The organism is Amycolatopsis sp. NPDC051102, from assembly GCF_040682815.1.
In the GTDB taxonomy this organism is placed as follows: domain Bacteria; phylum Actinomycetota; class Actinomycetes; order Mycobacteriales; family Pseudonocardiaceae; genus Amycolatopsis.
Genome location: NZ_JBFBBT010000005.1, coordinates 284052 through 304294, shown reverse-complemented (window position 1 = coordinate 304294; position 20243 = coordinate 284052). Strand labels below are relative to the sequence as shown.

The 20243-nt window shown below is 71.4% G+C and carries 16 protein-coding genes; 5 read left to right on the top strand and 11 right to left on the bottom strand.

Translation table 11 applies throughout. The features are described from left to right. Window positions 1-16: 16 nt before the first annotated feature. Entirely contained in the window at window positions 17-979 is a 963-nt protein-coding gene (locus AB0M93_RS18650) for a 2-oxoglutarate and iron-dependent oxygenase domain-containing protein (RefSeq protein WP_364274984.1), read from the top strand. Here AB0M93_RS18650 and AB0M93_RS18645 read toward each other — a convergent pair. Further along, window positions 966-2264, bottom strand: a complete 1299-nt coding sequence (locus tag AB0M93_RS18645; protein WP_364274982.1) for a GGDEF domain-containing protein — start codon at window positions 2262-2264, stop codon at window positions 966-968. The genes AB0M93_RS18650 and AB0M93_RS18645 overlap by 14 nt on opposite strands. Window positions 2265-2480: 216 nt before the next feature. On the opposite strand from AB0M93_RS18645, the gene AB0M93_RS18640 reads away from it, so the two are divergent. Next, entirely contained in the window at window positions 2481-3440 is a 960-nt protein-coding gene (locus tag AB0M93_RS18640; protein WP_364274980.1) for a chitinase, read from the top strand. Between the two features lie 70 nt (window positions 3441-3510). Here the strand turns inward: AB0M93_RS18640 and AB0M93_RS18635 are convergent, their stop codons facing one another. The 10 genes from AB0M93_RS18635 to AB0M93_RS18590 all read right to left on the bottom strand — a co-directional run bounded on the left by AB0M93_RS18635 (window position 3511) and on the right by AB0M93_RS18590 (window position 15445). Beyond that, entirely contained in the window at window positions 3511-4011 is a 501-nt protein-coding gene (locus AB0M93_RS18635) for a hypothetical protein (protein WP_364274978.1), read from the bottom strand. A gap of 198 nt (window positions 4012-4209) precedes the next feature. After that, on the bottom strand, window positions 4210-5991 hold the full coding sequence (gene murJ / locus AB0M93_RS18630; RefSeq protein ID WP_364274976.1) for a murein biosynthesis integral membrane protein MurJ: 1782 nt from the start codon (window positions 5989-5991) through the stop codon (window positions 4210-4212). Window positions 5992-6069: 78 nt separating this feature from the next. Then, window positions 6070-6324, bottom strand: a complete 255-nt coding sequence (locus AB0M93_RS18625; RefSeq protein ID WP_364274974.1) for a hypothetical protein — start codon at window positions 6322-6324, stop codon at window positions 6070-6072. A gap of 147 nt (window positions 6325-6471) precedes the next feature. Beyond that, entirely contained in the window at window positions 6472-7074 is a 603-nt protein-coding gene (locus tag AB0M93_RS18620; RefSeq protein WP_364274972.1) for a TetR family transcriptional regulator, read from the bottom strand. A gap of 7 nt (window positions 7075-7081) precedes the next feature. Further along, on the bottom strand, window positions 7082-8248 hold the full coding sequence (locus AB0M93_RS18615; RefSeq protein ID WP_364274971.1) for an acyl-CoA dehydrogenase: 1167 nt from the start codon (window positions 8246-8248) through the stop codon (window positions 7082-7084). Continuing rightward, window positions 8245-10221: a biotin carboxylase N-terminal domain-containing protein gene (locus AB0M93_RS18610; RefSeq protein WP_364274969.1), complete on the bottom strand. Its 1977-nt coding sequence runs from the start codon at window positions 10219-10221 to the stop codon at window positions 8245-8247. Before AB0M93_RS18610 ends, AB0M93_RS18615 begins: the two co-directional genes overlap by 4 nt. Window positions 10222-10228: 7 nt before the next feature. Continuing rightward, entirely contained in the window at window positions 10229-11827 is a 1599-nt protein-coding gene (locus AB0M93_RS18605) for a carboxyl transferase domain-containing protein (protein WP_364274967.1), read from the bottom strand. Continuing rightward, on the bottom strand, window positions 11824-12972 hold the full coding sequence (locus AB0M93_RS18600; RefSeq protein ID WP_364274965.1) for an acyl-CoA dehydrogenase family protein: 1149 nt from the start codon (window positions 12970-12972) through the stop codon (window positions 11824-11826). The genes AB0M93_RS18605 and AB0M93_RS18600 overlap by 4 nt, the downstream gene beginning before the upstream one ends. After that, window positions 12969-14657 (bottom strand): acyclic terpene utilization AtuA family protein, encoded by a 1689-nt coding sequence (locus AB0M93_RS18595; protein ID WP_364274963.1) that lies wholly within the window; start codon window positions 14655-14657, stop codon window positions 12969-12971. The genes AB0M93_RS18600 and AB0M93_RS18595 overlap by 4 nt, the downstream gene beginning before the upstream one ends. After that, on the bottom strand, window positions 14654-15445 hold the full coding sequence (locus tag AB0M93_RS18590; RefSeq protein WP_364274961.1) for a TIGR03084 family metal-binding protein: 792 nt from the start codon (window positions 15443-15445) through the stop codon (window positions 14654-14656). The genes AB0M93_RS18595 and AB0M93_RS18590 overlap by 4 nt, the downstream gene beginning before the upstream one ends. A gap of 139 nt (window positions 15446-15584) precedes the next feature. Here AB0M93_RS18590 and AB0M93_RS18585 point away from each other — a divergent pair, with 139 nt between their 5' ends. The 3 genes from AB0M93_RS18585 (at window position 15585) to AB0M93_RS18575 (ending at window position 20131) form a co-directional block, all read left to right on the top strand. Next, window positions 15585-16424 (top strand): enoyl-CoA hydratase-related protein, encoded by an 840-nt coding sequence (locus AB0M93_RS18585; RefSeq protein WP_364274959.1) that lies wholly within the window; start codon window positions 15585-15587, stop codon window positions 16422-16424. Beyond that, window positions 16421-17005: an acetoacetate decarboxylase family protein gene (locus AB0M93_RS18580; RefSeq protein WP_364274957.1), complete on the top strand. Its 585-nt coding sequence runs from the start codon at window positions 16421-16423 to the stop codon at window positions 17003-17005. Before AB0M93_RS18585 ends, AB0M93_RS18580 begins: the two co-directional genes overlap by 4 nt. A 225-nt stretch (window positions 17006-17230) precedes the next feature. Next, on the top strand, window positions 17231-20131 hold the full coding sequence (locus tag AB0M93_RS18575) for a ribonucleoside-diphosphate reductase subunit alpha (RefSeq protein WP_364274955.1): 2901 nt from the start codon (window positions 17231-17233) through the stop codon (window positions 20129-20131). The last annotated feature ends 112 nt before the right edge of the window (window positions 20132-20243 follow it).

Genomic DNA, 20243 nt, shown 5'->3' with positions numbered 1-20243 from the left:
CTGGACGAGGAGCCGTATGCCGTCATCCGTTCCGCTCGTGGACCTTTCGCCGTGGTTCGCGGGCACGTCCGAAGGCCGCGCCGAGGTCGCCGCCCGGATCGACCACGCCCTGCGGGAGTCCGGCTTCCTGCTGGTCACCGGGCACGGCGTCCCGCCGGACCTGCGCACGCGGACCCGTGAGCTGGCCCGGCGCTTCTTCGCGTTGCCCGAGGACGTCAAGCAGCGCTACGCGGTGACCGTCGGCGGCCGCGGCTGGCTGCCGCCCGGCGTCGAGGCCAACGGCTACGCGGAGGGCACCGAGACCCCGCCGGACCTCAAGGAGTCCTACTCCGCGGGCGCGGACGCCAAGCTCGGCGTCGCCGAGATCGACGGGTTCTGGTTCCAGCCGAACGTCTGGCCGCACGAGGTGCCGGGCTTCGGCGAGACGGCCACCGAGTACATGCGCCGGATGCGGGCGCTGTCGGACCACCTGCTGGAGATCTTCGCCGCGGCGCTCGGCCTCGCGGAAAGCCACTTCACCCGGCACACCGCGCACCCGACGTACACGTTCAACATCAACTGGTACCCGCCGATGACCCACGTCGGGCCGCCGGAGCCGGACCAGTTCCGGATCGGCCCGCACACCGACTTCGGCACGGTCACCGTGCTCGACCGCCAGGCCGGGCTCGGCGGCCTGCAGGTCTGCACGGCCGGCGGCGAATGGGAGGACGCGCCGTTCCACCCGGACGCGTTGACGGTCAACATCGGCGACCTGATGGCCCGCTGGACCGGCGACCGCTGGCGTTCGACGCGCCACCGCGTCCTGCCGCCGCCTGCGTCGGCCCCGGACGAGGACCTGGTCTCCCTGATCTTCTTCTACGAAACCGACCACGACGCCCGGATCACGTCGCTGGCGCCGCCGCTGGGCACCCGGACCTACCCCGAGGTGATCGCGTCGGAGTACCTGCGGGAGAAGCTCGACGCCATCACGATGAGCTGACGTCCGGTTCGGCGCAGACCGTCCGGTTGCGGCCCGCCGCCTTCGCCCGCAGCAACGCCGTTTCGGCGGCCAGCAGCGCGTCCGCGAGGACGCCGCCGCCGGCGCAGTCCGCCACGCCGATCGACACCGTCACCCCGACGAACTGCGGGCCGTCGCCCGACGCCTTCAGCGCCACCGGCGTCGAGGCGATCCGCAGCCGGATCCGCTCGGCGATCGCCATCGCGTCGAAGCGGCCGGTGCCGGGCAGCAGCACCGCGAACTCCTCGCCGCCCGAGCGGCCCACGAGGTCGGCGGCGCGGACCTCGTCACGCAGCGTGCCGGCGACCGCGCGCAGGACGGCGTCGCCGATGCGGGCGCCGTAGCGGTCGTTGAGCAGGCGGAAGTGGTCCAGGTCGAGCAGCAGCACGGCCGGGCCGGGTCCGTGGCCGCCGAGCCGGTCCAGCCGGGCCTCGGCGGCGCCGCGCCAGGACGCGGCGGTCAGCACGCCGGTGCCGGGATCGAGGGTGACGTGGTCGCGGCGCCCGGCCCCCAGGCCGCCGCGGTGCAGCACGACGGTGGCGCCGGCCAGCAGCGGCACCAGCAGCGGCGCGGCGCCGGCGGCCCAGGCCAGCGGCAGGCCGAACGCCGTCATCGCGGCGTCGAAGGCGTGCCCCGCCGCGGCGTCGCGGGGACGGCGGGGCCCGTCGGCGCCGGTCACGAGCGCGGCGTTCACCGCGAGGAACACCACCCCGGCGGTGGCGAGCAGGCCGACGGTCCGGCTGTCGAGGACCGCGCCGAGCGGCCGGAGGCCGGTCGCGGTGAGGAAGGCACCGGCGGCGAGGCCCGCCAGCGCCGTGGCCGCGGCGCCGAACACCTGCCGGTAAACGGGTCTTCTGCGGACCCGGAACCACTGGTGCAGCGCGGAGAGCGCGACCAGCGCGACGGCGAGGCCCGGCCGGAGCACGAGCACCCCGGCGAAGATCCACGGGGTGTCGACGCCGGGACCGAGCAGGGTGTCCTCGCGGTGGCGCTCCACCGGGCGCGCGAGCTCGGCCGACACCAGCATCCCGCCCAGGAGCAGCGCGAACGGGCCGAGCATCACGGCGAGCGGCGGGAAGCGGAGGGCGGCGAGCACGACGGCGGCGAGGGCGAGCGCGTCGACCCCGACGAGGTAGCAGATCCGGCCGCGGCGCGGCAGCCGCCACAGTGCCCAGCGCCGCAGGGCCGAGCGCTGCAGGACGAGGGCGGCCAGGAACCGGCCCGGGCGGCGTTCCCCGCCGGCGGCGACCGTGGAATCCCCCACCATTTCGGCAAAGTAGCCGGAATGCGGGCCGGTGTCGATCCGCCTTCAGGGGAATTCGACGTCGGTGGTCCGGACGACTCCGTGGGTCATTTTCCGACCGAAGGAGGGTTGACACGCAATATTGGTCTAGTCCATTGTGTGGTGGCACACAGCACTCCTCCCGGGTTGATCCCGCCGCCTCAAACCGGAGGTGCTCCACCCTGCATTCGGAGGACCCCCATGAAATCAGTGCGCCGTCTAGTCACCCTCGCAGCCGCGGCCTCGGCCGCGCTGGCGACGACGGCCGGGCTCGCCCCGCAGGCCATGGCCGCGACCGACCCGGTGCTCGCTTCCCCGTACCTGTACCAGTGGGGCGGGCAGACCAGCCCGACCGCCGCGATGTCCGCGACCGGCGTGAAAGCGTTTACGCTCGCGTTCGTCCTCTCGGACGGCTCCTGCAACCCGAAGTGGGACGGCACCCGGTCGCTGACCGGCTCGGACAAGACGATGATCCAGAACATCCGCAACGCGGGCGGGGACGTGATCCCCTCCTTCGGCGGGTGGTCCGGCACGAAGCTGGGCTCGAAGTGCACGTCGGCCTCGGCGCTGGCGGGCGCGTACCAGAAGGTGATCGACGCCTACGGCCTCAAGGCGATCGACCTCGACATCGAGAACACCGACGAGTTCGAGAACAACACGGTGCAGGACCGGATCCTCAACGCGGTCAAGCTGACCAAGCAGAAGAACCCGAACCTGCGCGTGGTCATCACGATCGGCACCGAGACCACCGGCCCGAACAGCTGGGGCAAGCGCCTGATCAACCAGGCCAAGGCGATCGGCGCCCCGGTCGACGTCTGGTCGGTCATGCCGTTCGACTTCTCCAGCGGCGGCGACATGGCCGCCCACACCAAGTCCGCGGTCGACGGGCTGAAGAACCAGCTCAAGACGACGTTCGGCTGGAGCGACGACACCGCCTACCGGCACAGCGGCCTGTCCTCGATGAACGGCAAGACCGACAACGCGGGCGAGACCGTCACGGTCGCGAACTTCACCTCCATCCGCAGCTACGCGGCGAGCCACCACCTGGCCCGCTTCACGTTCTGGGCCACCAACCGCGACTGCAGCGGCGGCGGCGAGTGCAGCGGCATCACGCAGGACAAGTACGCCTTCACCAAGATCGTCGCCGGCTACACCGGCTGACACAGGCCCGTAGTGGGGCAGTCGGAGGCCCTCTCACCGGCATCGGGGCCGGTGAGGGGGCCTTCGCGGATCAGCGCCGCGGGCCGCCGGAGTAGGGCCCGCAGTAGTACGGGTAGCACTGGTAGGGGTTCCAGGTGGGCGGCGGAGTCGCCTTCGTCGTGGCCGGCGGCGGGGGTGGCAGCTCGACGGTGACGGTCGGGGTGGGCGTCGGGGTCGGCGTCCGGCGCGCGTGCATGACGACCGGCGACGGCGTGGTCGTCTCGGTCGGGACGGCCGGCACGGTCGGCGACGACGAAACGGCGGTGGCCGGCTGCAGCTGCGGGAACTGCGTGGACCCGGGCACCGGATCCGGCCGCGTCGCGAGCACGAGCACCAGCCCGCCGAGCACGACGATGACGGCCGACGCCAGCGCCATCCGCGCCGCCCCGCTCGGCCCGGGCCCGTCCCCGGTGTCCCGGCGCGCAGCCAGCTCGGCGGCACGCGAGCCGGGCTTGCGCGGCCGCGCCCCGGTCTGCCGGAGCAGCTCGTCGACCGTCACCCGGTCCCGCCGCCTGCGCGCACTGCGCGTCATGCACGACCTCCGCCCGTACCCCCGCCGCCGCGCTCGCCCGCGGCCGCATGATCCGGGTGGATAGTAGAAACCCTTGCTGCAAAAGTAAACGCGCCGATCGCCGCGCTCTCGTTACCGTTTCGAGACAACCGGATGGCGTTCCCGGCCGTAGCTGTCAACGAGCCGCCACCAGGCCCGGCGGGCGGGTCCGCCACACCCTCACCGAGCCACCAGCCGCCGTCCCAAGCCGGCCACCCGGCGGGTCACCGGGGCGAACTCCGGCAGCCTCAGCACCGCCAGCAACCCGAACGGCACCGCCATCCCCAGCAGTCCCTGGACCGGCAGCTTCACCCACGCCGCCGGGATCACCCCGAGCGACGCCGGGACCGCGTACCCCGCCAGCACCGCCGCCACCACCCCCAGCACGCTCACCGAGAGCGTGATCAGCCCGACCCGCAGCGACCGCTTGCTGCGCAGGTGCCCCAGCCGGACCCACAGCCACACCTGGCCGAGGACCGCGCCGACCACGAACCCCGCGCCGTTGACCAGCATCACGCCGTAGACGATGTGCTCGGCGTCGAGGAGGCCGCGGCAGAGCAGGAGCAACGGGATCTTCACCGCCGTCATCACCAGCATGATCAGCGTCGGCGTGCGGGCGTCCTTCATCGCGTAGAACACCCGCAGCTGCAGCATGACCAGCGCGAACGGCAGCAGCCCGACCGCGGAGACGGCCAGCGTCTGGCCGAGCCGTTCGGCGTCGGCCAGGGTGCCGCGGCCCCAGGTGAAGATCGCGATGCCGATCGGGGTGCCGACCACGGCCAGCACCGCCGAGATCGGCACGAACAGCACCGTCGACATGCGGGAAGCCAGCGAGAGGTCGCCGACGAGCGACACCGTGTCGCCGTCCGCCGCGGCGCGGCTCATCCGCGGGAGCAGCGCCGTCAGCAGCGAAACGCCGAGGATGCCGTACGGCAGCTGGAAGAGCAGCGACGCGTAGCTGTAGGCCGTGACGCCGCCGCTGGAGCCGCCGGTCAGCACGCGGGTGGTGACGACGAACCCGACGTGGCTGACCACGACGTAGCCGAGGATCCACGCCGCGAGCCCGCCGAACTCCCGGATCCGCGGGTCGAAGCCCCAGCGCCAGCGGAACCGGAACCCGGTGCGCAGCAGCGCCGGGATCAGCACCAGCGCCTGCGCGACGATGCCGAGCGTGGTGCCGAGGCCGAGCACGAGCAGCTTCGGGTCGCTCATCCGGGCCGGGTCGAGGGTCAGCTCCCCCGGCACCAGCGCGAACACGACGAGCGTGCCGGTGACGACGACGTTGTTCAGCACCGGCGCCCAGGCCGGCGGGCCGAAGACGTTCTGCGCGTTGAGGATGGCCGAGAGCAGCGCGAACAGGCCGTAGAACAGGATCTGCGGCAGCAGCAGGTACGCCAGCGCGGTGGTCAGCCCGGGGTTCGCGGTGGCCGACGACTTGTCGACGTAGAGGGCGGTGAACAGCGGGGCGATGGCCACCGCGATCGCCGTGCCGACGACGAGCAGCACCAGCGCCATCGTGATCAGCCGCTGCGTGTAGGCGCGGCCGCCGTCCGGGTCGTCGTGGGAGCGCACCAGCAGCGGCACCACGACACTGGCCAGGACGCCGCCGAAGAGCAGTTCGAAGACGATGTTGGGCAGGGTGTTCGCGACGGTGAAGGAGTCGTTGACGACCCCGGTCCCGACGACGGCGGCGAGCAGCAGCTTCGCGACGAACCCGGTGACCCGGCTGACGGCGGAGGCGACCGCCATCCGGCCGCTGGAGCGGGCGAGCGACGAGCCGGCGCCTTCCCCGCGGCCGGCGCTGACCGGCGACGCGGGCGGGCGCGCGACGATCTGGCCGGCGAACTCGTCGTAGGGGCGCCGGGAGACGTCCGGGTCGCGGGTGGGCCAGTGCGGGCCCCGCAGCTCCTTCGGGAGGAAGACCGTCGCCTCGTTGTCCACCGGTGGTGGGTGCTCCGCCATGGGACAAGCCTGCCAGGTCGGCGACCCGGGAGAAATCGAACACCTGAGCGACGTCACGACCCTGCGTGACGCGGCGGCTCAGGCGGCGGTGACCGCCAGCGCGGCGCGGCCGGCCTCGGTCAGTTCCGCGGCGACCCGGCCGGTGGCCCCTTCGGGAGCGGGCCGGAGGTAGCCGCCGTGGGCGAGGGCGTGCGCGGTCATCTGATCGCAACAGGCGAATCCGTCGACGAAGAGATCGGGCTCGCAGCTGCAGGACATCTGCGCACGACCGGCGGCCACCGCCTTCAGCATGGCCATCGCGCGGTGGGTGAGCTCGACTCCTGAACCGGACACCGGACTTGCCTTCCCCTGAGGTTCGCTACTACCTGTCATTCGCCCATTGGGCCGATTGTGTTACTTACGGCCCTATGACGTTTCGGCCGCGGGTGAGGTTCCGTCCGGTCTCGGAACCTCCGCGCCGCAGGGCCATCCGGGGTGGGCTCAGCTCGCGGTGAGCCGCAGCTCCAGGGTCCGCGCCCACTCGCGGACGATCTGGCGCCGTCGGCGGGTGTCGTCGGTGAGCAGATTCGCCAGACCGAGGCCGCGGGCCAGGTCCAGGGTGGCCTGGACCAGTTCGCGCACCCCCGGCTGCGACTCGTCGACGCCGAGGAGCTCCACCGTCACGCGGTGCGCCTCGCGACCCACCCGCGCCTCCAACGGAACCAGCACGTCCCGCAGCGCCTCGTCGGTCGCCGCCACCGACCACAGTTGCAGGGCCGCGCGGAACAGCGGGCCCGTGTACAGGTTCAGCACCATCTCCACGACGCGCTCGATGCGGGACGCGCCGCTCGGGAGGTCGGCGGCCTGGGCCCGCAGCTCGTCGATCTGGGCCTCGCCCAGCAGGTCGACCGCCGCCACCACGAGGTCCTCGCGGGCCGGGAAGTGGTGCTGGGCCGCGCCGCGGGAGACGCCGGCGCGTTCCGCGATGCCGGCCACCGTCACGCCGTGCCAGCCGCGCTCGCCGAAGCTGTCCAGCGCGGCCTCGACCAACCGCCGCCGCGTGGTGCGGCTGCGTTCCTGCTGGGGTTCGCGGATGCCGGTCAAGACGCTCCTAGTACGACTTCGGGAGGCCGAGGCTGTGCTGACCCACGAAGTTGAGCACCATCTCGCGGCTCACCGGCGCGATCCGGCCCAGCCGCACCGCCGTGACCAGGGTGCCGAGGCCGTATTCGGTGGCGAGACCGTTGCCGCCGTGGGTCTGCACGGCCTGGTCGGTCGCGCGGATCGCGACCTCGGCGGCCGCGTACTTGGCCATGTTCGCCGATTCACCGGCGCCGAAGTCGTCGCCGGAGTCGTAGAGCGACGCGGCCTTCTGCGTCATCAGCTTGGCCAGTTCCAGCTCGATCTTGATTTCGGCCAGCGGGTGCGCGAGGCCCTGGTGGGTGCCGATCGGGGCGCCCCAGACCTGCCGCTGGTTGGCGTAGCCGACGGCCTTGGCCAGGGCGTACCGCGCGATGCCGAGGGAGAACGACGCGCCCATGATGCGTTCCGGGTTGAGGCCCGCGAACAGCTGCGCGATCGCCGCGTCCTCTTCGCCGACCAGCGCCTCGGCCGGGAGCTTGACGTCGTCGAGGAACAGCGAGAACTGGTTCTCCGGCGCCACGATGTCCATCGGGATCTTCGTGTACTCGAAGCCCGGGGTGCCGGTCGGCAGGATGAACAGCGCGGGCTTGAGCCGGCCGGTCTTCGAGTCCTCCATGCGCCCGACGACGAGCACCGCGTCGGCCTCGTCGACGCCGGAGATGTAGACCTTGCGTCCATTGAGGACCCAGCCGTCGCCGTCGCGCTTGGCGGTGGTGGTGATCTTGTGCGAGTTCGACCCGGCGTCCGGCTCGGTGATGGCGAAGACCATCCGCCTGCTGCCGTCGGCGATGCCAGGCAGCCACTGCTTCTTCTGCTCTTCGGTGCCGAACCGGGAGATCACCGTGCCGCAGATCGCCGGCGAGACGACCATGAGCAGCAGCGGCGAGCCCGCGGCGGCGAGTTCCTCGAGGACCGCGGCGAGGTCGGCGATGCCGGCGCCCCCGCCGCCGTACTCCTCGGGGATGTTGACGCCGAGGTAACCCAGGCGGCCGGCTTCGTCCCACAGCTCGTGGGTCTTCTCGTCCGCGCGGGCTTTGCGCGCGTAGTACTCGTGGCCGTACTTGGCGCCGAGTTCGGCGACGGCCTTCCGGAGCGCGATCCGCTCTTCCGGCTCGATGAAGTTCATCGCGTTCATTCTGCTTCTCCCACCACTGAGTCCGATGGCGCGTCTCCGACGACGGCGAGGATCGTGCCCACTTCGACCTGCTGTCCGACCGTGACCGGCAGTTCCGCGACCACGCCGTCGGCGGGGGCGGCGATCCGGTGTTCCATCTTCATCGCCTCGAGCCACAGCAGCGGATCGCCGGCCTTGACCGGGTCCCCGGCCTGCACGGCGAGCCGGACGACCGTGCCCGGCATCGGCGCGACCAGCGAACCGGCGGCCAGCGCCGCGTCCGGGTCGGCGAACCGCGGCTCGGCCTTGAGCGCCACCGAGCCGAGCGCCGAGTCCACATACGACACCCCGTCGTGGTGGGCGACGTCGAAGGTGCGCCGCACTCCGGCGACGTCCAGGACGACCCGGCCGGGCTCGGCCGACACCAGCTCGGCTTCGAAACCTTCCGCCCGCAAGCCGTCCCGCGTCAGCGAATAGACCACTGTGTACTCGCGGCCGGCCACCGTGAAGACCTTGCGCTGGCCGGCCGAGCGGACGTTGCGCCACCCGCTCGGCAGCCGGCGCTGCGTGGTCGCCGACGCCCGGTTGCCCGCCGCGTCTGCCAGGGCCGCGGCCAGGGCGGCCAGCCGTTCGGTGTCCACAGTGGCCAGTGGCGCGGCCAGGGTGTCGAGGCCGTGGCGGCCGAAGAACGCCGTGTCGGTCTCCCCGGCCAGGAACGCTTCGTGGCGCAGGATGTTCACCAGCAGGTCGCGGTTGGTGACGACGCCGTGGATCTTCGTGGCGGCCAGGGCCTTCGCGAGCCGCCGGGCGGCTTCGGCGCGGGTCGGCGCCCAGGTGATCACCTTGGCGAGCATCGGGTCGTAGTGGACGCCCACCACGGACCCGGTCTCGAAGCCCGAGTCCAGCCGCAGGCCCGGGCCGTGCGCGAACGTACGGTCCACATCGGGCACGGCGAAGGTGTGCAGCGTGCCGCTCTGCGGCTGCCAGCCCGCGGCCGGGTCTTCGGCGTAGAGCCGGACCTCGATGGAGTGGCCGACGGTGGGCGGCGGGTCGGCCGGGAGCCGCTCGCCCTCGGCGATCCGCAGCTGCAGGGCGACCAGGTCGAGGCCGGTGACGTTCTCGGTGACCGGGTGCTCGACCTGCAGCCGGGTGTTCATTTCGAGGAAGTAGAACCGGCCGTCGGGGCCGGCGAGGAACTCGACCGTGCCCGCGCCGACGTAGTCGATCGCCTTGGCCGCCTTGCGCGCGGCCTCGAAGAGTTCCTCGCGCATGCCTGCGTCGACGAACGGCGACGGCGCCTCTTCGACGACCTTCTGGTGCCGCCGCTGGATCGAGCACTCCCGCTCCCCCACCGCCCACACCGTGCCGTGGGTGTCGGCGAGCACCTGGACCTCGATGTGACGTCCGGTCTCGAGGTAGCGCTCGCAGAAGACGGTCGGGTCGCCGAACGCGGATCCGGCCTCCGCACTGGCGCCTTCCACCGCCTCGGCCAGCTCGTCGAGCGAGCGGACCACGCGCATGCCGCGGCCGCCACCGCCCGCGGACGCCTTGACCAGCAGCGGGAGGTCGTCCTCGGTCACCGCGTCCGGGTCCAGTTCGGACAGCACGGGCACGCCGGCCGCGGCCATCAGCCGCTTGGACTCCACTTTGGAGCCCATGGTCTCGATGGCCTCCGGCGGTGGCCCGACCCAGGTGAGCCCGGCGTCGAGGACGGCCCGGGCGAAGGCGGCGTTCTCCGAGAGGAAACCGTAGCCCGGGTGCACGGCGTCGGCGCCGGTCTCGGCCGCGGCCTTCACCAGCAGCTCGGCTCGCAGGTACGTCTCCGAAGGCGCGTTGCCGGGCAGGCGGACGGCCGCGTCGGCTTCGAGGACGTGCGGCGCCGCGGCATCGGCGTCGGAGAACACCGCGACCGTGCCGATGCCGGCGTCGCGGCAGGTGCGGAAGACGCGGCGGGCGATCTCGCCGCGGTTGGCGACCAGCAGGTTCTGGATCATCGCTCGCTCACATCCGGAAGACGCCGAAGCCCTCGGCGCCCTTCACTGGTCCATTGTGGATCGCGGACAGGCTCAGGCCGAGCACCGTGCGGGTGTCACGCGGGTCGATGATGCCGTCGTCGTAAAGCATGCCGGAGAGGAACATCGGCATCGACTCGGCTTCGATCTGACCCTCCACCATGGCGCGCATGGCCTTGTCGTGCTCCTCGTTGTACTCCTGGCCGCGGCTTTCGGCGGCCGCGCGGGCCACGATGGACAGCACGCCGGCCAGCTGCGCCGGGCCCATCACCGCGGACTTCGCGCTCGGCCAGGCGAACAGGAAGCGGGGGTCGTAGGCGCGGCCGCACATCCCGTAGTGCCCGGCGCCGTAGGACGCTCCCATGAGGACGGACAGGTGCGGCACCTTCGAGTTCGAGACGGCGTTGATCATCATCGCGCCGTGCTTGATGATGCCGCTCTGCTCGTACTCCTTGCCGACCATGTAGCCGGTCGTGTTGTGCAGGAACACCAGCGGCGTGTGGATCTGGTTGGCCAGCTGGATGAACTGCGCGGCCTTCTGCGACTCCTCGCCGAACAGCACGCCCTGGGCGTTGGCCAGCACGCCGACCGGGTAGCCGTGGATGCTCGCCCAGCCGGTCACCAGCGACGAGCCGTACAGCGGCTTGAACTCGTCGAAGTCGGACCCGTCGACGACCCGGGCGATGACCTCGCGCGGGTCGAAGGGCACCTTGAGGTCGGTCGGCACGATGCCGAGCAGGTCTTCGGCGTCGTAGAGCGGCTCTTCGTAGTCCGGCTTGGGCGACGGCCCCTGCTTGGTCCAGTTGAGCCGCTTGACGATGTTGCGGCCCAGCCGGATCGCGTCCTGCTCGTCGGCGGCCAGGTAGTCGGCCAGGCCCGAGGTCCGCGCGTGCATCTCGGCGCCGCCGAGCGATTCGTCGTCGGACTCCTCACCGGTGGCCATCTTGACCAGCGGCGGGCCGCCGAGGAACACCTTCGCGCGTTCCTTGACCATCACGACGTAGTCCGACATGCCCGGCAGGTACGCGCCGCCGGCGGTGGAGTTGCCGAACACCAGCGCGATCGTCGGGCAGCCCGCCGCGGAGGCGCGCGTGAGGTCGCGGAAGATCCGGCCGCCCGGGATGAAGATCTCCTTCTGGGTGGGCAGGTCGGCGCCGCCGGACTCGACGAGGTTGATCGACGGCAGCCGGTTCTGCGCGGCGATGTCCGCGGCCCGGAAGCTCTTCTTGGTCGTCCACGGGTTGCTCGCGCCGCCCTTGACCGTCGGGTCGCTGGCCGAGATCAGGCACTCGACGCCTTCGACGACGCCGATGCCGGTCACCAGGCTCGCGCCGACGCGGTAGTCGGTGCCCCAGGCGGCCAGCGGCGACAGCTCCAGGAACGGCGAGTCCGCGTCGAGCAGCAGCTCGATCCGTTCCCGCGCGAGGAGCTTGCCGCGCTTGCGGTGCCGCTCGACGTACTTCTCGCCGCCCCCGGCGACGGCCTTGGCGTGCTCGGCGTCGATCTCGGCGAGCTTCTCCAGCATCGCCTCGCGGTTCGCGCCGAACTCGGCGGCCCGCACGTCCACTGTGGACCTCAAGGTTGTCACGAGGTGTATCCCAATCGCTTCGCGGCCAGGCCGGTGAGGATCTCGGTGGTGCCGCCGCCGATGCCGAGGATCCGGACGTCGCGGTAGTGCCGCTCCACTTCGGACTCGCGCATGTAGCCGAGGCCGCCGTGCAGCTGGACGGCCTCGTTGACCACCCACTCGGCGGCTTCGACGGCGGTGTTCTTCGCGAAACAGGCTTCGGCGATGACCTCTTCGCCGGAGACGTGCCGGATCGCGGCCTGCCGGGTGTAGGTGCGGGCGACGTCGATCTTCCGCGCCATTTCGGTGAGCTTGTGCTGGACGACCTGCCGTGAGATGAGCGGACGGCCGAACGTCTCGCGCAGCCGGCACCAGTCGAGCGTCAGGTCGAGCGCGCGCTCGGCGTGCGCGTACGCCTGCACGGCCAGCGACAGCCGTTCGGTGACGAACTGGGTGGCGACCTGGGCGAACCCGCTGTTTTCGGCACCCACCAGGTTCTCCACCGGCACCCGGACGTCCACGTAGGACAGCTCGGCGGTGTCGGAGCAGAGCCAGCCCATCTTTTCGAGCTTGCGGCTCACCGTGAACCCCGGTGTCCCGCGTTCCACGACGATCAGCGACAGCCCGTGCGCGCCGTCGCCGCCGGTGCGCACCACCGTCGTCACGAAGTCCGCGCGGCAGCCGGAGGTGATGAACGTCTTGGCGCCGTTGACGACGTATTCGTCGCCCTCGCGCACGGCGGTGGTCCGGATCCCGGCGACGTCGGAGCCGCCGTCCGGTTCCGTGACGGCGAGCGACCCGATCTTGTCCCCGGCCAGGGTGGGCCGCACCCAGCGTTCGATCTGGACGGGATCGTTCGCCTCGGCGATGTGCGGGACGGCGATGCCGCAGGTGAACAGCGAGGCGAACAGCCCGCCGGAGCCGCCCGCGTAGTGCATCTCCTCGGCGACGACCAGCGCGTCGAGGTAGTTGCCGTCGCCGCCGCCGATCTCCTCGGGGAAGGCGACGCCCAGCAGACCCAGGTCCCCGGCCTTCCGGTGCAGGTCGCGGGGCAGCTCACCGGCGCGTTCCCAGTCGTCCAGGTGCGGCAGGACCTCCTGCTCGACGAACTTGCGCACGGTCTTGCGCAGCTCGGCCCGTTCGGGGGTCCGGAAAGGATCGGTCACAGCAGGACCTCCGGGACGTCGATCTCGCGCGACCGCAGCCACTCGCCGAGGGCCTTGGCCTGCGGGTCGAACCGGGCCTGCGACGCGACGCCTTCGCCGAGGATGCCTTCGACGACGAAGTTCATCGCCCACAGGTTCGGCAGCAGGTACCGCGTCACCGGCAAGGCGGCGGTCTCGGGCAGCAGCAGCTTGAACTCCGCGACGGTGAGCCGGTGCACCAGCCACCGCCACGCCTCTTCGGACCGCACCCAGACGCCGAGGTTGGCGTTGCCGCCCTTGTCGCCGCTGCGGGCGCCGGCGACGGTGCCCAGGGGCACGCGCCGCACCGGCCCGTGGCCGAGCGGTTCGGGCAGCGCCGGCTCGTCCACTTCGGACAAGTCCAGGGTGGACGACGAAGGCGCTATGTCGACCCGCATCCCGTCCGGCAGCACGGCGGCGTGCGGCACCTCGTCCGCGGCGACGTAGGCCGCGGTGTAGACGCCGTAGGGCGAGGCGTCCGACGGCGGCGCGGTCACGTGGAATCCGGGATAGCTGGCCAGCGCGAGTTCGACGGCCGCGCCGGTGAAGGCGCGCCCGGCCACCTTCGGGTCGGCGTCCTTGACCGCGACGTGCAGCAGCGCGCTCGCGGTTTGCTCGGTGTCGGCGTCGGCGTGGTCGGTGCGGGCGAGGGTCCACCGCACGTCGGCGGGCGGCCGGTCCTTCATGGACGCTTCGAGTTGTTCGCGCACCAGCGCGGCTTTCGCCTCGATGTCGAGTCCGGTGAGGACGAACGTGGTCTCGTTGCGGAACCCGCCGAGGGTGTTCAGCGCGACCTTGAGCGTCGGCGGCGGCGCTTCCCCGCGGACGCCGGAGATCCGGACGCGGTCCGGCCCGTCCTGGCTCAGGGCGAGCGTGTCGAACCGGGTGGTCACGTCGGGCCCGGCGTACCGCGCGCCGGTGATTTCGTACAGCAGCTGCGCGGTGACCGTGCCGGTGTTCACCACGCCGCCGGTGCCCGGATGCTTGGTGATGACGCTGGAGCCGTCGGCCTCGATCTCGGCGATCGGGAACCCGGGCACGCCCAGGGCGTGCTCGGTGAAGAAGGCGTAGTTGCCCCCGGTGGCCTGGGCGCCGCATTCGATGACGTGCCCGGCGGCGACCGCGCCGGCGAGGGCGTCGAAGTCGTCGCGGGCCCAGCCGTAGTGCGCGGCGGCCGGCCCGACGATCACCGAGGCGTCGGTGACGCGGCCGGTGACGACGACGTCGGCGCCCGCGTTCAGGCACTCGACGATGCCCCAGGCGCCGAGGTAGGCGTTGGCGGTCAACGGTTTCCCGAGTCCCAGCTCGCCGGCCCGGGCCACGAGGTCGTCGCCTTCGACGTGCGCGATCTTGACGTCGAGGCCGAGCTTGGCCGCGAGTTCGCGCAGAGCGCCGGCGAGCCCGGCGGGGTTCAGCCCGCCCGCGTTGGCGACGATCTTGACGCCCTTTTCCTGCGCGAGCCCGAGGTTCTCCTCCATCTGCCGGAGGAACGTTTTGGCGTAGCCGCGGGTGGGGTCCTTCATCCGGTCGCGGCCGAGGATGAGCATGGTCAGCTCGGCCAGGTAGTCACCGGTCAGGACGTCGAGCGGGCCGCCGGTGAGCATCTCGCGGACCGCGGAGAACCGGTCGCCGTAGAAGCCCGAGGCGTTTCCGATGCGGTAAGTCATGCGAACTGTCCCGGCTTCCGGCCGTTGCCAGGCGGACCCGCGAAGGCCTGCGCGATGCCGAGCCACTCTTCGACGTCGGCGCCGTGGGCGACGAGGCCGGTGTCGGCCGGGTGCCGCCGCTGGGTGACGACGAGGCAGAAGTCCAGCGCGGTGCCGGTGAGCTTCTGCTCGGCGTCCTCGGGACCGAACGCCCAGGTGGAGCCGTCGGGCGCGGTCAGTTCGACGCGGAACTCCTCGGCCGGCGGGGCGAGCGAGTGGACCTTGTAGGCGAAGTCGCGGGTGCGGGTGCCGAAGCGGGCGATGTGCCACAGCCGCGCGGTCGGCTCGCGGGTGAGCCCGAGCGCGTCGAAGACGTCCTGCCCGTGGGCCCAGGTCTCCATCATCCGCGCGGTGGCCATCGAGGCGGCGCTCATCGGCGGCCCGTACCAGGGCAGTTTCTGCCCGTCGGGGACGGCGGCGAGGGCTTCGGCCAGCGCCGCGCGACCGGCCCGCCAGTCTTCGAGGAGCTCACCGGGCGGCCGCTGCGCCCCGGCGGCGGCCCCGTCGTCGACGTAGGTCTCCCCGGCCTTGAGGAGCTCTTCGACCTCGGCCTGCCAGTCTTCCGGGTGCGCGGCCGCGATCAGGGCCTTCCGGTCGGTCCAGGCCAGGTGCGCGATCTGGTGCGCGATCGTCCACCCCTCCGCCGGTGTCGCGCGCGCCCAATCGGCCGCGGGCAGCGCCGCCACCACGTCGTCGATCGTCCGTGTCTCCGCGTCGAGATCCCCGAGGATCACGCCGAGATCCGCCATCGCCCGCCTCCTTGCGTCCGGCAGCCAGCGTGGCACCGGCCGACAGAAAAATCAAGCACGCCTGATTGTTTCGCCCCGGACGCTGCGGACCCGCTATTGACATCTTGCCAGTAGCGCCCCGCTGCCATAACTTCGTCGCATGGCCGACTACGCCGAGATCACCTACACCGTCGCGGACCGGGTTGCCACGGTCACGCTGAACCGGCCCGCGGCGCGCAACGGCTACACGATCCGGATGGCCGACGAGCTCGAGGCCGCGATGGACCGGGCCGACCGTGACGAGGACGTCCGCGTCGTCGTGCTGGCCGGGGCCGGCCGGGACTTCTGCGTCGGGGCCGATCTCTCGCAGGGCGGCTTCGACTTCGATCCCGGCGAGGGACCGGATGCGGCGTGGCAGGAGCCCGCCGGCCGGTGCTCGAAGCGGATCTTCACCATGAACAAGCCCGTGATCGCCGCCTTGCACGGCGCGGCCGTCGGCGGTGGGCTCACCATCACGCTGTCGTGCGACTACCGGCTCGCGTCGGAGGACTCGCGGTTCGGGTTCGTCTTCACCCGCCGCGGCATCTACCCCGAAGGCGCCTCCGCCTGGTTCCTCCCACGGCTCGTCGGCATGGGCACCGCGCTCGACTGGATGATCAGCGGGCGTGTCTTCCCCGCCGCCGAAGCCCTGGAAAAAGGCTTGGTGCACAAGGCCTTCCCCACCGGAACCGTGCTGGCCGAAGCGAAGAAGCTCGCGAACGAGATCGTCGAGAAGACCGCGCCGGTGTCGGTCGCGGTGACCCGGCAGCTGCTCTACCGGATGGCGAGTGCCCCGTCGCCGTTCCCGGTGCACGAGCTCGACTCGAAGCTGATCGGCGGCCTGGGCGCGAGCCCGGACGCCGTCGAAGGCGTGCTGTCGTTCCTGCAGAAGCGGCCGCCGTCGTTCGGCATGCGCGTCGAGCGGGATCTGCCCGACTACCTGCCCTGGCTGGAGAAATGACCCCCTATCCCCCGCAGCCCTGGAACCTGGTCGCCGACGCGCACGTGTCGATCTGGCGCGTCCCCGCGCGTGACGTGCACCCCGGCGCGCTGTCCGTCGCCGGGTACACCACCGTGTTCACCGCCTGGATCGCCTACCGCGAGCCCGGGCAGCTCAGCTACCACGAGCTGCTCGCCGCCGTCCCGGTCCGCGGGAAGCGGACGACGTGCACCATCACGCAGATCTGGGTCGACTCCGAGGTCTCGCTCGCCGGCGGCCGCGAGCTGTGGGCCATCCCGAAAGACCTCGCCGCCCTGCAGTTCACCGACCGCACGTACACCGCGACGACCGGCGACGACTGGATCGCCACCGCGGCCTTCACACCGCGGCCGGGCTCGCCGCTCGCCCTCCCCGGCCGCTTCGACGTCCTCCAGGACCGCGACGGCACCCCCGTGCGGACGCCGGTCGGCGCGAAGATCCGGCCCGGGCTCGCCGCGGCCGACTGGACGGTCAACGCGAGCGGCCCGCTCGGCTACCTGGCCGGCCGGCGCCCCTTCCTGAGCCTCGCCCTCCCCGGCAGTGAGCTGCGTTTCGGGGCTTGAGCAGCACCTCAGGGTGATCACGTAACCCCGCCAGAGTGAACTCATGACACGCCATCTGGGGTACCGCGCGGACCCCGACCCCAACATGTAGTCTCTGGGAACCGGCAGCCCCCAGCGACGGGGAGACCGCTGCAGAGGGCGGCCGGGCAGCTTTCAGGAAACCGCAGCGCACGGCCTCATGACGCCGTGTGGCGATCGAACGCGCCCGAAAACTTGGAGACACGCATGTCAGTCGAAACCGGTCAGCGGCCCTCTGCCGCCGACACACCCACCGCGATCCGGGTCATCCGGCGGGACGGCAGCGTGTCGCCGTTCGACGCCGGGAAGATCTCGGTCGCGCTGACCAAGGCGTTCCTCGCGGTCGAGGGCGGCGACGCCGCCGCGTCCTCCCGCGTGCACCACGTCGTCGCGGAGCTGACCCAGCAGGTCGAGACCACCCTGCTGCGCCACGCCGGCCCCGAGACCGCCCTGCACATCGAGCAGATCCAGGACATCGTCGAGCTCGCCCTGATGCGCGGTGAGCACCACAAGGTCGCCCGCGCCTACGTCCTCTACCGCGAGGAGCGCAGCAAGGCCCGCGAGGCCGCCAAGCCCGCGACGACCGAAGCCACGCTCAACGTCAAGGGCACCGACGGTGTCCTGCGCCCGCTCGACTGGGCCCGCGTGTCCCACGTCGTGGGCGAGGCCGTCGCCGGTCTCGAGGACGTCAGCGCCGAGCCGGTGCTGGCCGAGGCCAAGCGCAACCTCTACGACGGCATCAGCGCCGACGAGCTGGCCCTGGCCCAGGTCCTGGCCGCCCGCGTGCTCGTCGAGCAGGAGCCGAACTACTCCTACGTCTCCGCGCGGCTGCTGCTGGACAAGCTCCGCGGCGAAGCGCTGAGCTACCTCGCCGGCACCCCGCGCCAGGCCAGCCAGGACGAGATGGCGGGCGAGTACCCGGCGTACTTCCGCGCCTACCTGCGCCGCGCCATCGAGCTGGAGCTGGTCGACCCCGAGCTGCAGCGCTTCGACCTGGACAAGATCACCGCCGCGATCCGCCCCGAGCGCGACCTCGACTTCGGCTTCCTCGGCCTGCAGACGCTGTACGACCGGTACTTCCAGCACCACGACGGCACCCGCTTCGAGCTGCCGCAGGCGTTCTTCATGCGCGTCGCCATGGGTCTCGCGATCCGGGAAGACGACCGCGAAGCCCGCGCGATCGAGTTCTACGAGCTGCTGTCGAGCTTCCACTTCATGGCTTCGACGCCGACGCTGTTCAACTCGGGCACCACGCGCCCGCAGCTGTCGTCCTGCTTCCTGACCACGGTGGACGACGACCTGGACTCGATCTTCCAGGCCTACAAGAACAACGCGCTGCTGGCCAAGTACTCGGGCGGCCTCGGCAACGACTGGACCCCGGTCCGCGGCCTCGGCGCGCACATCAAGGGCACCAACGGCCAGTCGCAGGGCGTCGTGCCGTTCCTCAAGATCGCCAACGACACCGCCGTCGCGGTCAACCAGGGCGGCAAGCGCAAGGGCGCGGCCTGCGCGTACCTCGAGACCTGGCACGTGGACATCGAGGAGTTCCTCGACCTGCGCAAGAACACCGGTGACGACCGCCGGCGCACCCACGACATGAACACCGCGAACTGGGTGCCCGACGAGTTCCTCCGCCGCGTCGAGGCGAACGCCGAGTGGACGCTGTTCTCGCCGAACGAGACGCCGGACCTGCACGACCTCTACGGCAACGAGTTCGCCGCCCGCTACCGCGAGTACGAAGCGATGGCCGACCGGGGCGAGATCAAGGTGTTCCGCCGGATCCGCGCGGTCGACCTGTGGCGCCGCATGCTGACCATGCTGTTCGAGACCGGCCACCCGTGGATCACGTTCAAGGACCCGTGCAACCTGCGTTCGCCGCAGCAGCACGTCGGCGTCGTGCACTCGTCCAACCTGTGCACCGAGATCACGCTGAACACCACCGTCGACGAGGTCGCGGTCTGCAACCTCGGCTCGGTGAACCTGCTCAAGCACGTCACGCCGGCCGGCCTGGACACTGAGCGGCTCGAGAAGACCGTGCGCACGGCCGTCCGCATGCTGGACAACGTGATCGACATCAACTTCTACACGATCCCGGAGGCGCGCCGCTCCAACCTGCGCCACCGCCCGGTCGGCCTGGGCATCATGGGCTTCCAGGACGCGCTGTTCGAGATCGGCGTCCCGTTCGCCTCCGAAGAGGCCGTCAAGTTCGCCGACGTCTCCATGGAGCACCTGTCCTACTACGCGATCTCGGCGTCGACCGACCTCGCCGAGGAGCGCGGGCAGTACCAGTCGTTCGAGGGTTCGCTGTGGAGCAAGGGCATCCTGCCGATCGACTCGATGCAGCTGCTCATCGACGCCCGCCAGGGTGACGGCCTGGACGTCGACCTGTCGTCCACGTTGGACTGGGCGCCGCTGCGCGAGCGCGTCAAGACCGTCGGCATGCGCAACTCCAACGTGATGGCGATCGCCCCGACCGCGACGATCTCCAACATCTCCGGCGTGGGCCAGTCGATCGAGCCGCTGTTCCAGAACCTGTTCGTCAAGTCGAACATGTCCGGCGACTTCACCGTCGTCAACCCGCACCTGGTCAAGAGCCTCAAGGAGCGCGGGCTCTGGGACGAGGTCATGGTGAGCGACCTGAAGTACTTCGACGGCAGCCTCGGCCAGATCGACCGCGTGCCGGACGACCTGAAGGCGCTCTACGCGACGGCGTTCGAGATCGAGTCGAAGTGGATCGTCGACGCCGGTTCGGTGCGCCAGAAGTGGATCGACCAGGCGCAGTCGCTGAACCTGTACATCGCGGCGCCGAGCGGCCGCAAGCTCGACGAGCTGTACCGCTACGCGTGGCACAAGGGCCTCAAGACCACGTACTACCTGCGCGCGCAGTCCGCGACGCATGTGGAGAAGAGCACCCTGCGCGGCACCGACGGCAAGCTGAACGCCGTCTCGGCCACCCCGGCCCCGGCGGCCGCCCCGGCCCCGGCCCCGGCCCCGGCGCCTGCTCCGGCCCCCGCGCCGACGCCGCCGCCCGCGCCCGACGTCGACTTCGTCGCCACGGAAGGCGCCGCCTGCCGCATCGACGACCCCGACTGCGAAGCCTGCCAGTAAGCCCCTCCCGCGGGGGGGGGGGGGGGTTGGTGGGGGGGATGGCCCCCCACCCCACACACCCCCCCCCCCCCCAAAAGAAAGCAAAAAAACAAAAAAAAAAAAAAAAAAGCAC

Bases quoted from the DNA above. Each gene is read 5' to 3' on its own strand.
- AB0M93_RS18650 (WP_364274984.1), top strand. From the start codon at position 17: ATGCCGTCATCCGTTCCGCTCGTGGACCTTTCGCCGTGGTTCGCGGGC.
- AB0M93_RS18645 (WP_364274982.1), bottom strand. From the start codon at position 2,264: ATGGTGGGGGATTCCACGGTCGCCGCCGGCGGGGAACGCCGCCCGGGC.
- AB0M93_RS18640 (WP_364274980.1), top strand. From the start codon at position 2,481: ATGAAATCAGTGCGCCGTCTAGTCACCCTCGCAGCCGCGGCCTCGGCC.
- AB0M93_RS18635 (WP_364274978.1), bottom strand. From the start codon at position 4,011: ATGACGCGCAGTGCGCGCAGGCGGCGGGACCGGGTGACGGTCGACGAG.
- murJ (WP_364274976.1), bottom strand. From the start codon at position 5,991: ATGGCGGAGCACCCACCACCGGTGGACAACGAGGCGACGGTCTTCCTC.
- AB0M93_RS18615 (WP_364274971.1), bottom strand. From the start codon at position 8,248: ATGAACGCGATGAACTTCATCGAGCCGGAAGAGCGGATCGCGCTCCGG.
- AB0M93_RS18610 (WP_364274969.1), bottom strand. From the start codon at position 10,221: ATGATCCAGAACCTGCTGGTCGCCAACCGCGGCGAGATCGCCCGCCGC.
- AB0M93_RS18595 (WP_364274963.1), bottom strand. From the start codon at position 14,657: ATGACTTACCGCATCGGAAACGCCTCGGGCTTCTACGGCGACCGGTTC.
- AB0M93_RS18590 (WP_364274961.1), bottom strand. From the start codon at position 15,445: ATGGCGGATCTCGGCGTGATCCTCGGGGATCTCGACGCGGAGACACGG.
- AB0M93_RS18585 (WP_364274959.1), top strand. From the start codon at position 15,585: ATGGCCGACTACGCCGAGATCACCTACACCGTCGCGGACCGGGTTGCC.
- AB0M93_RS18580 (WP_364274957.1), top strand. From the start codon at position 16,421: ATGACCCCCTATCCCCCGCAGCCCTGGAACCTGGTCGCCGACGCGCAC.
- AB0M93_RS18575 (WP_364274955.1), top strand. From the start codon at position 17,231: ATGTCAGTCGAAACCGGTCAGCGGCCCTCTGCCGCCGACACACCCACC.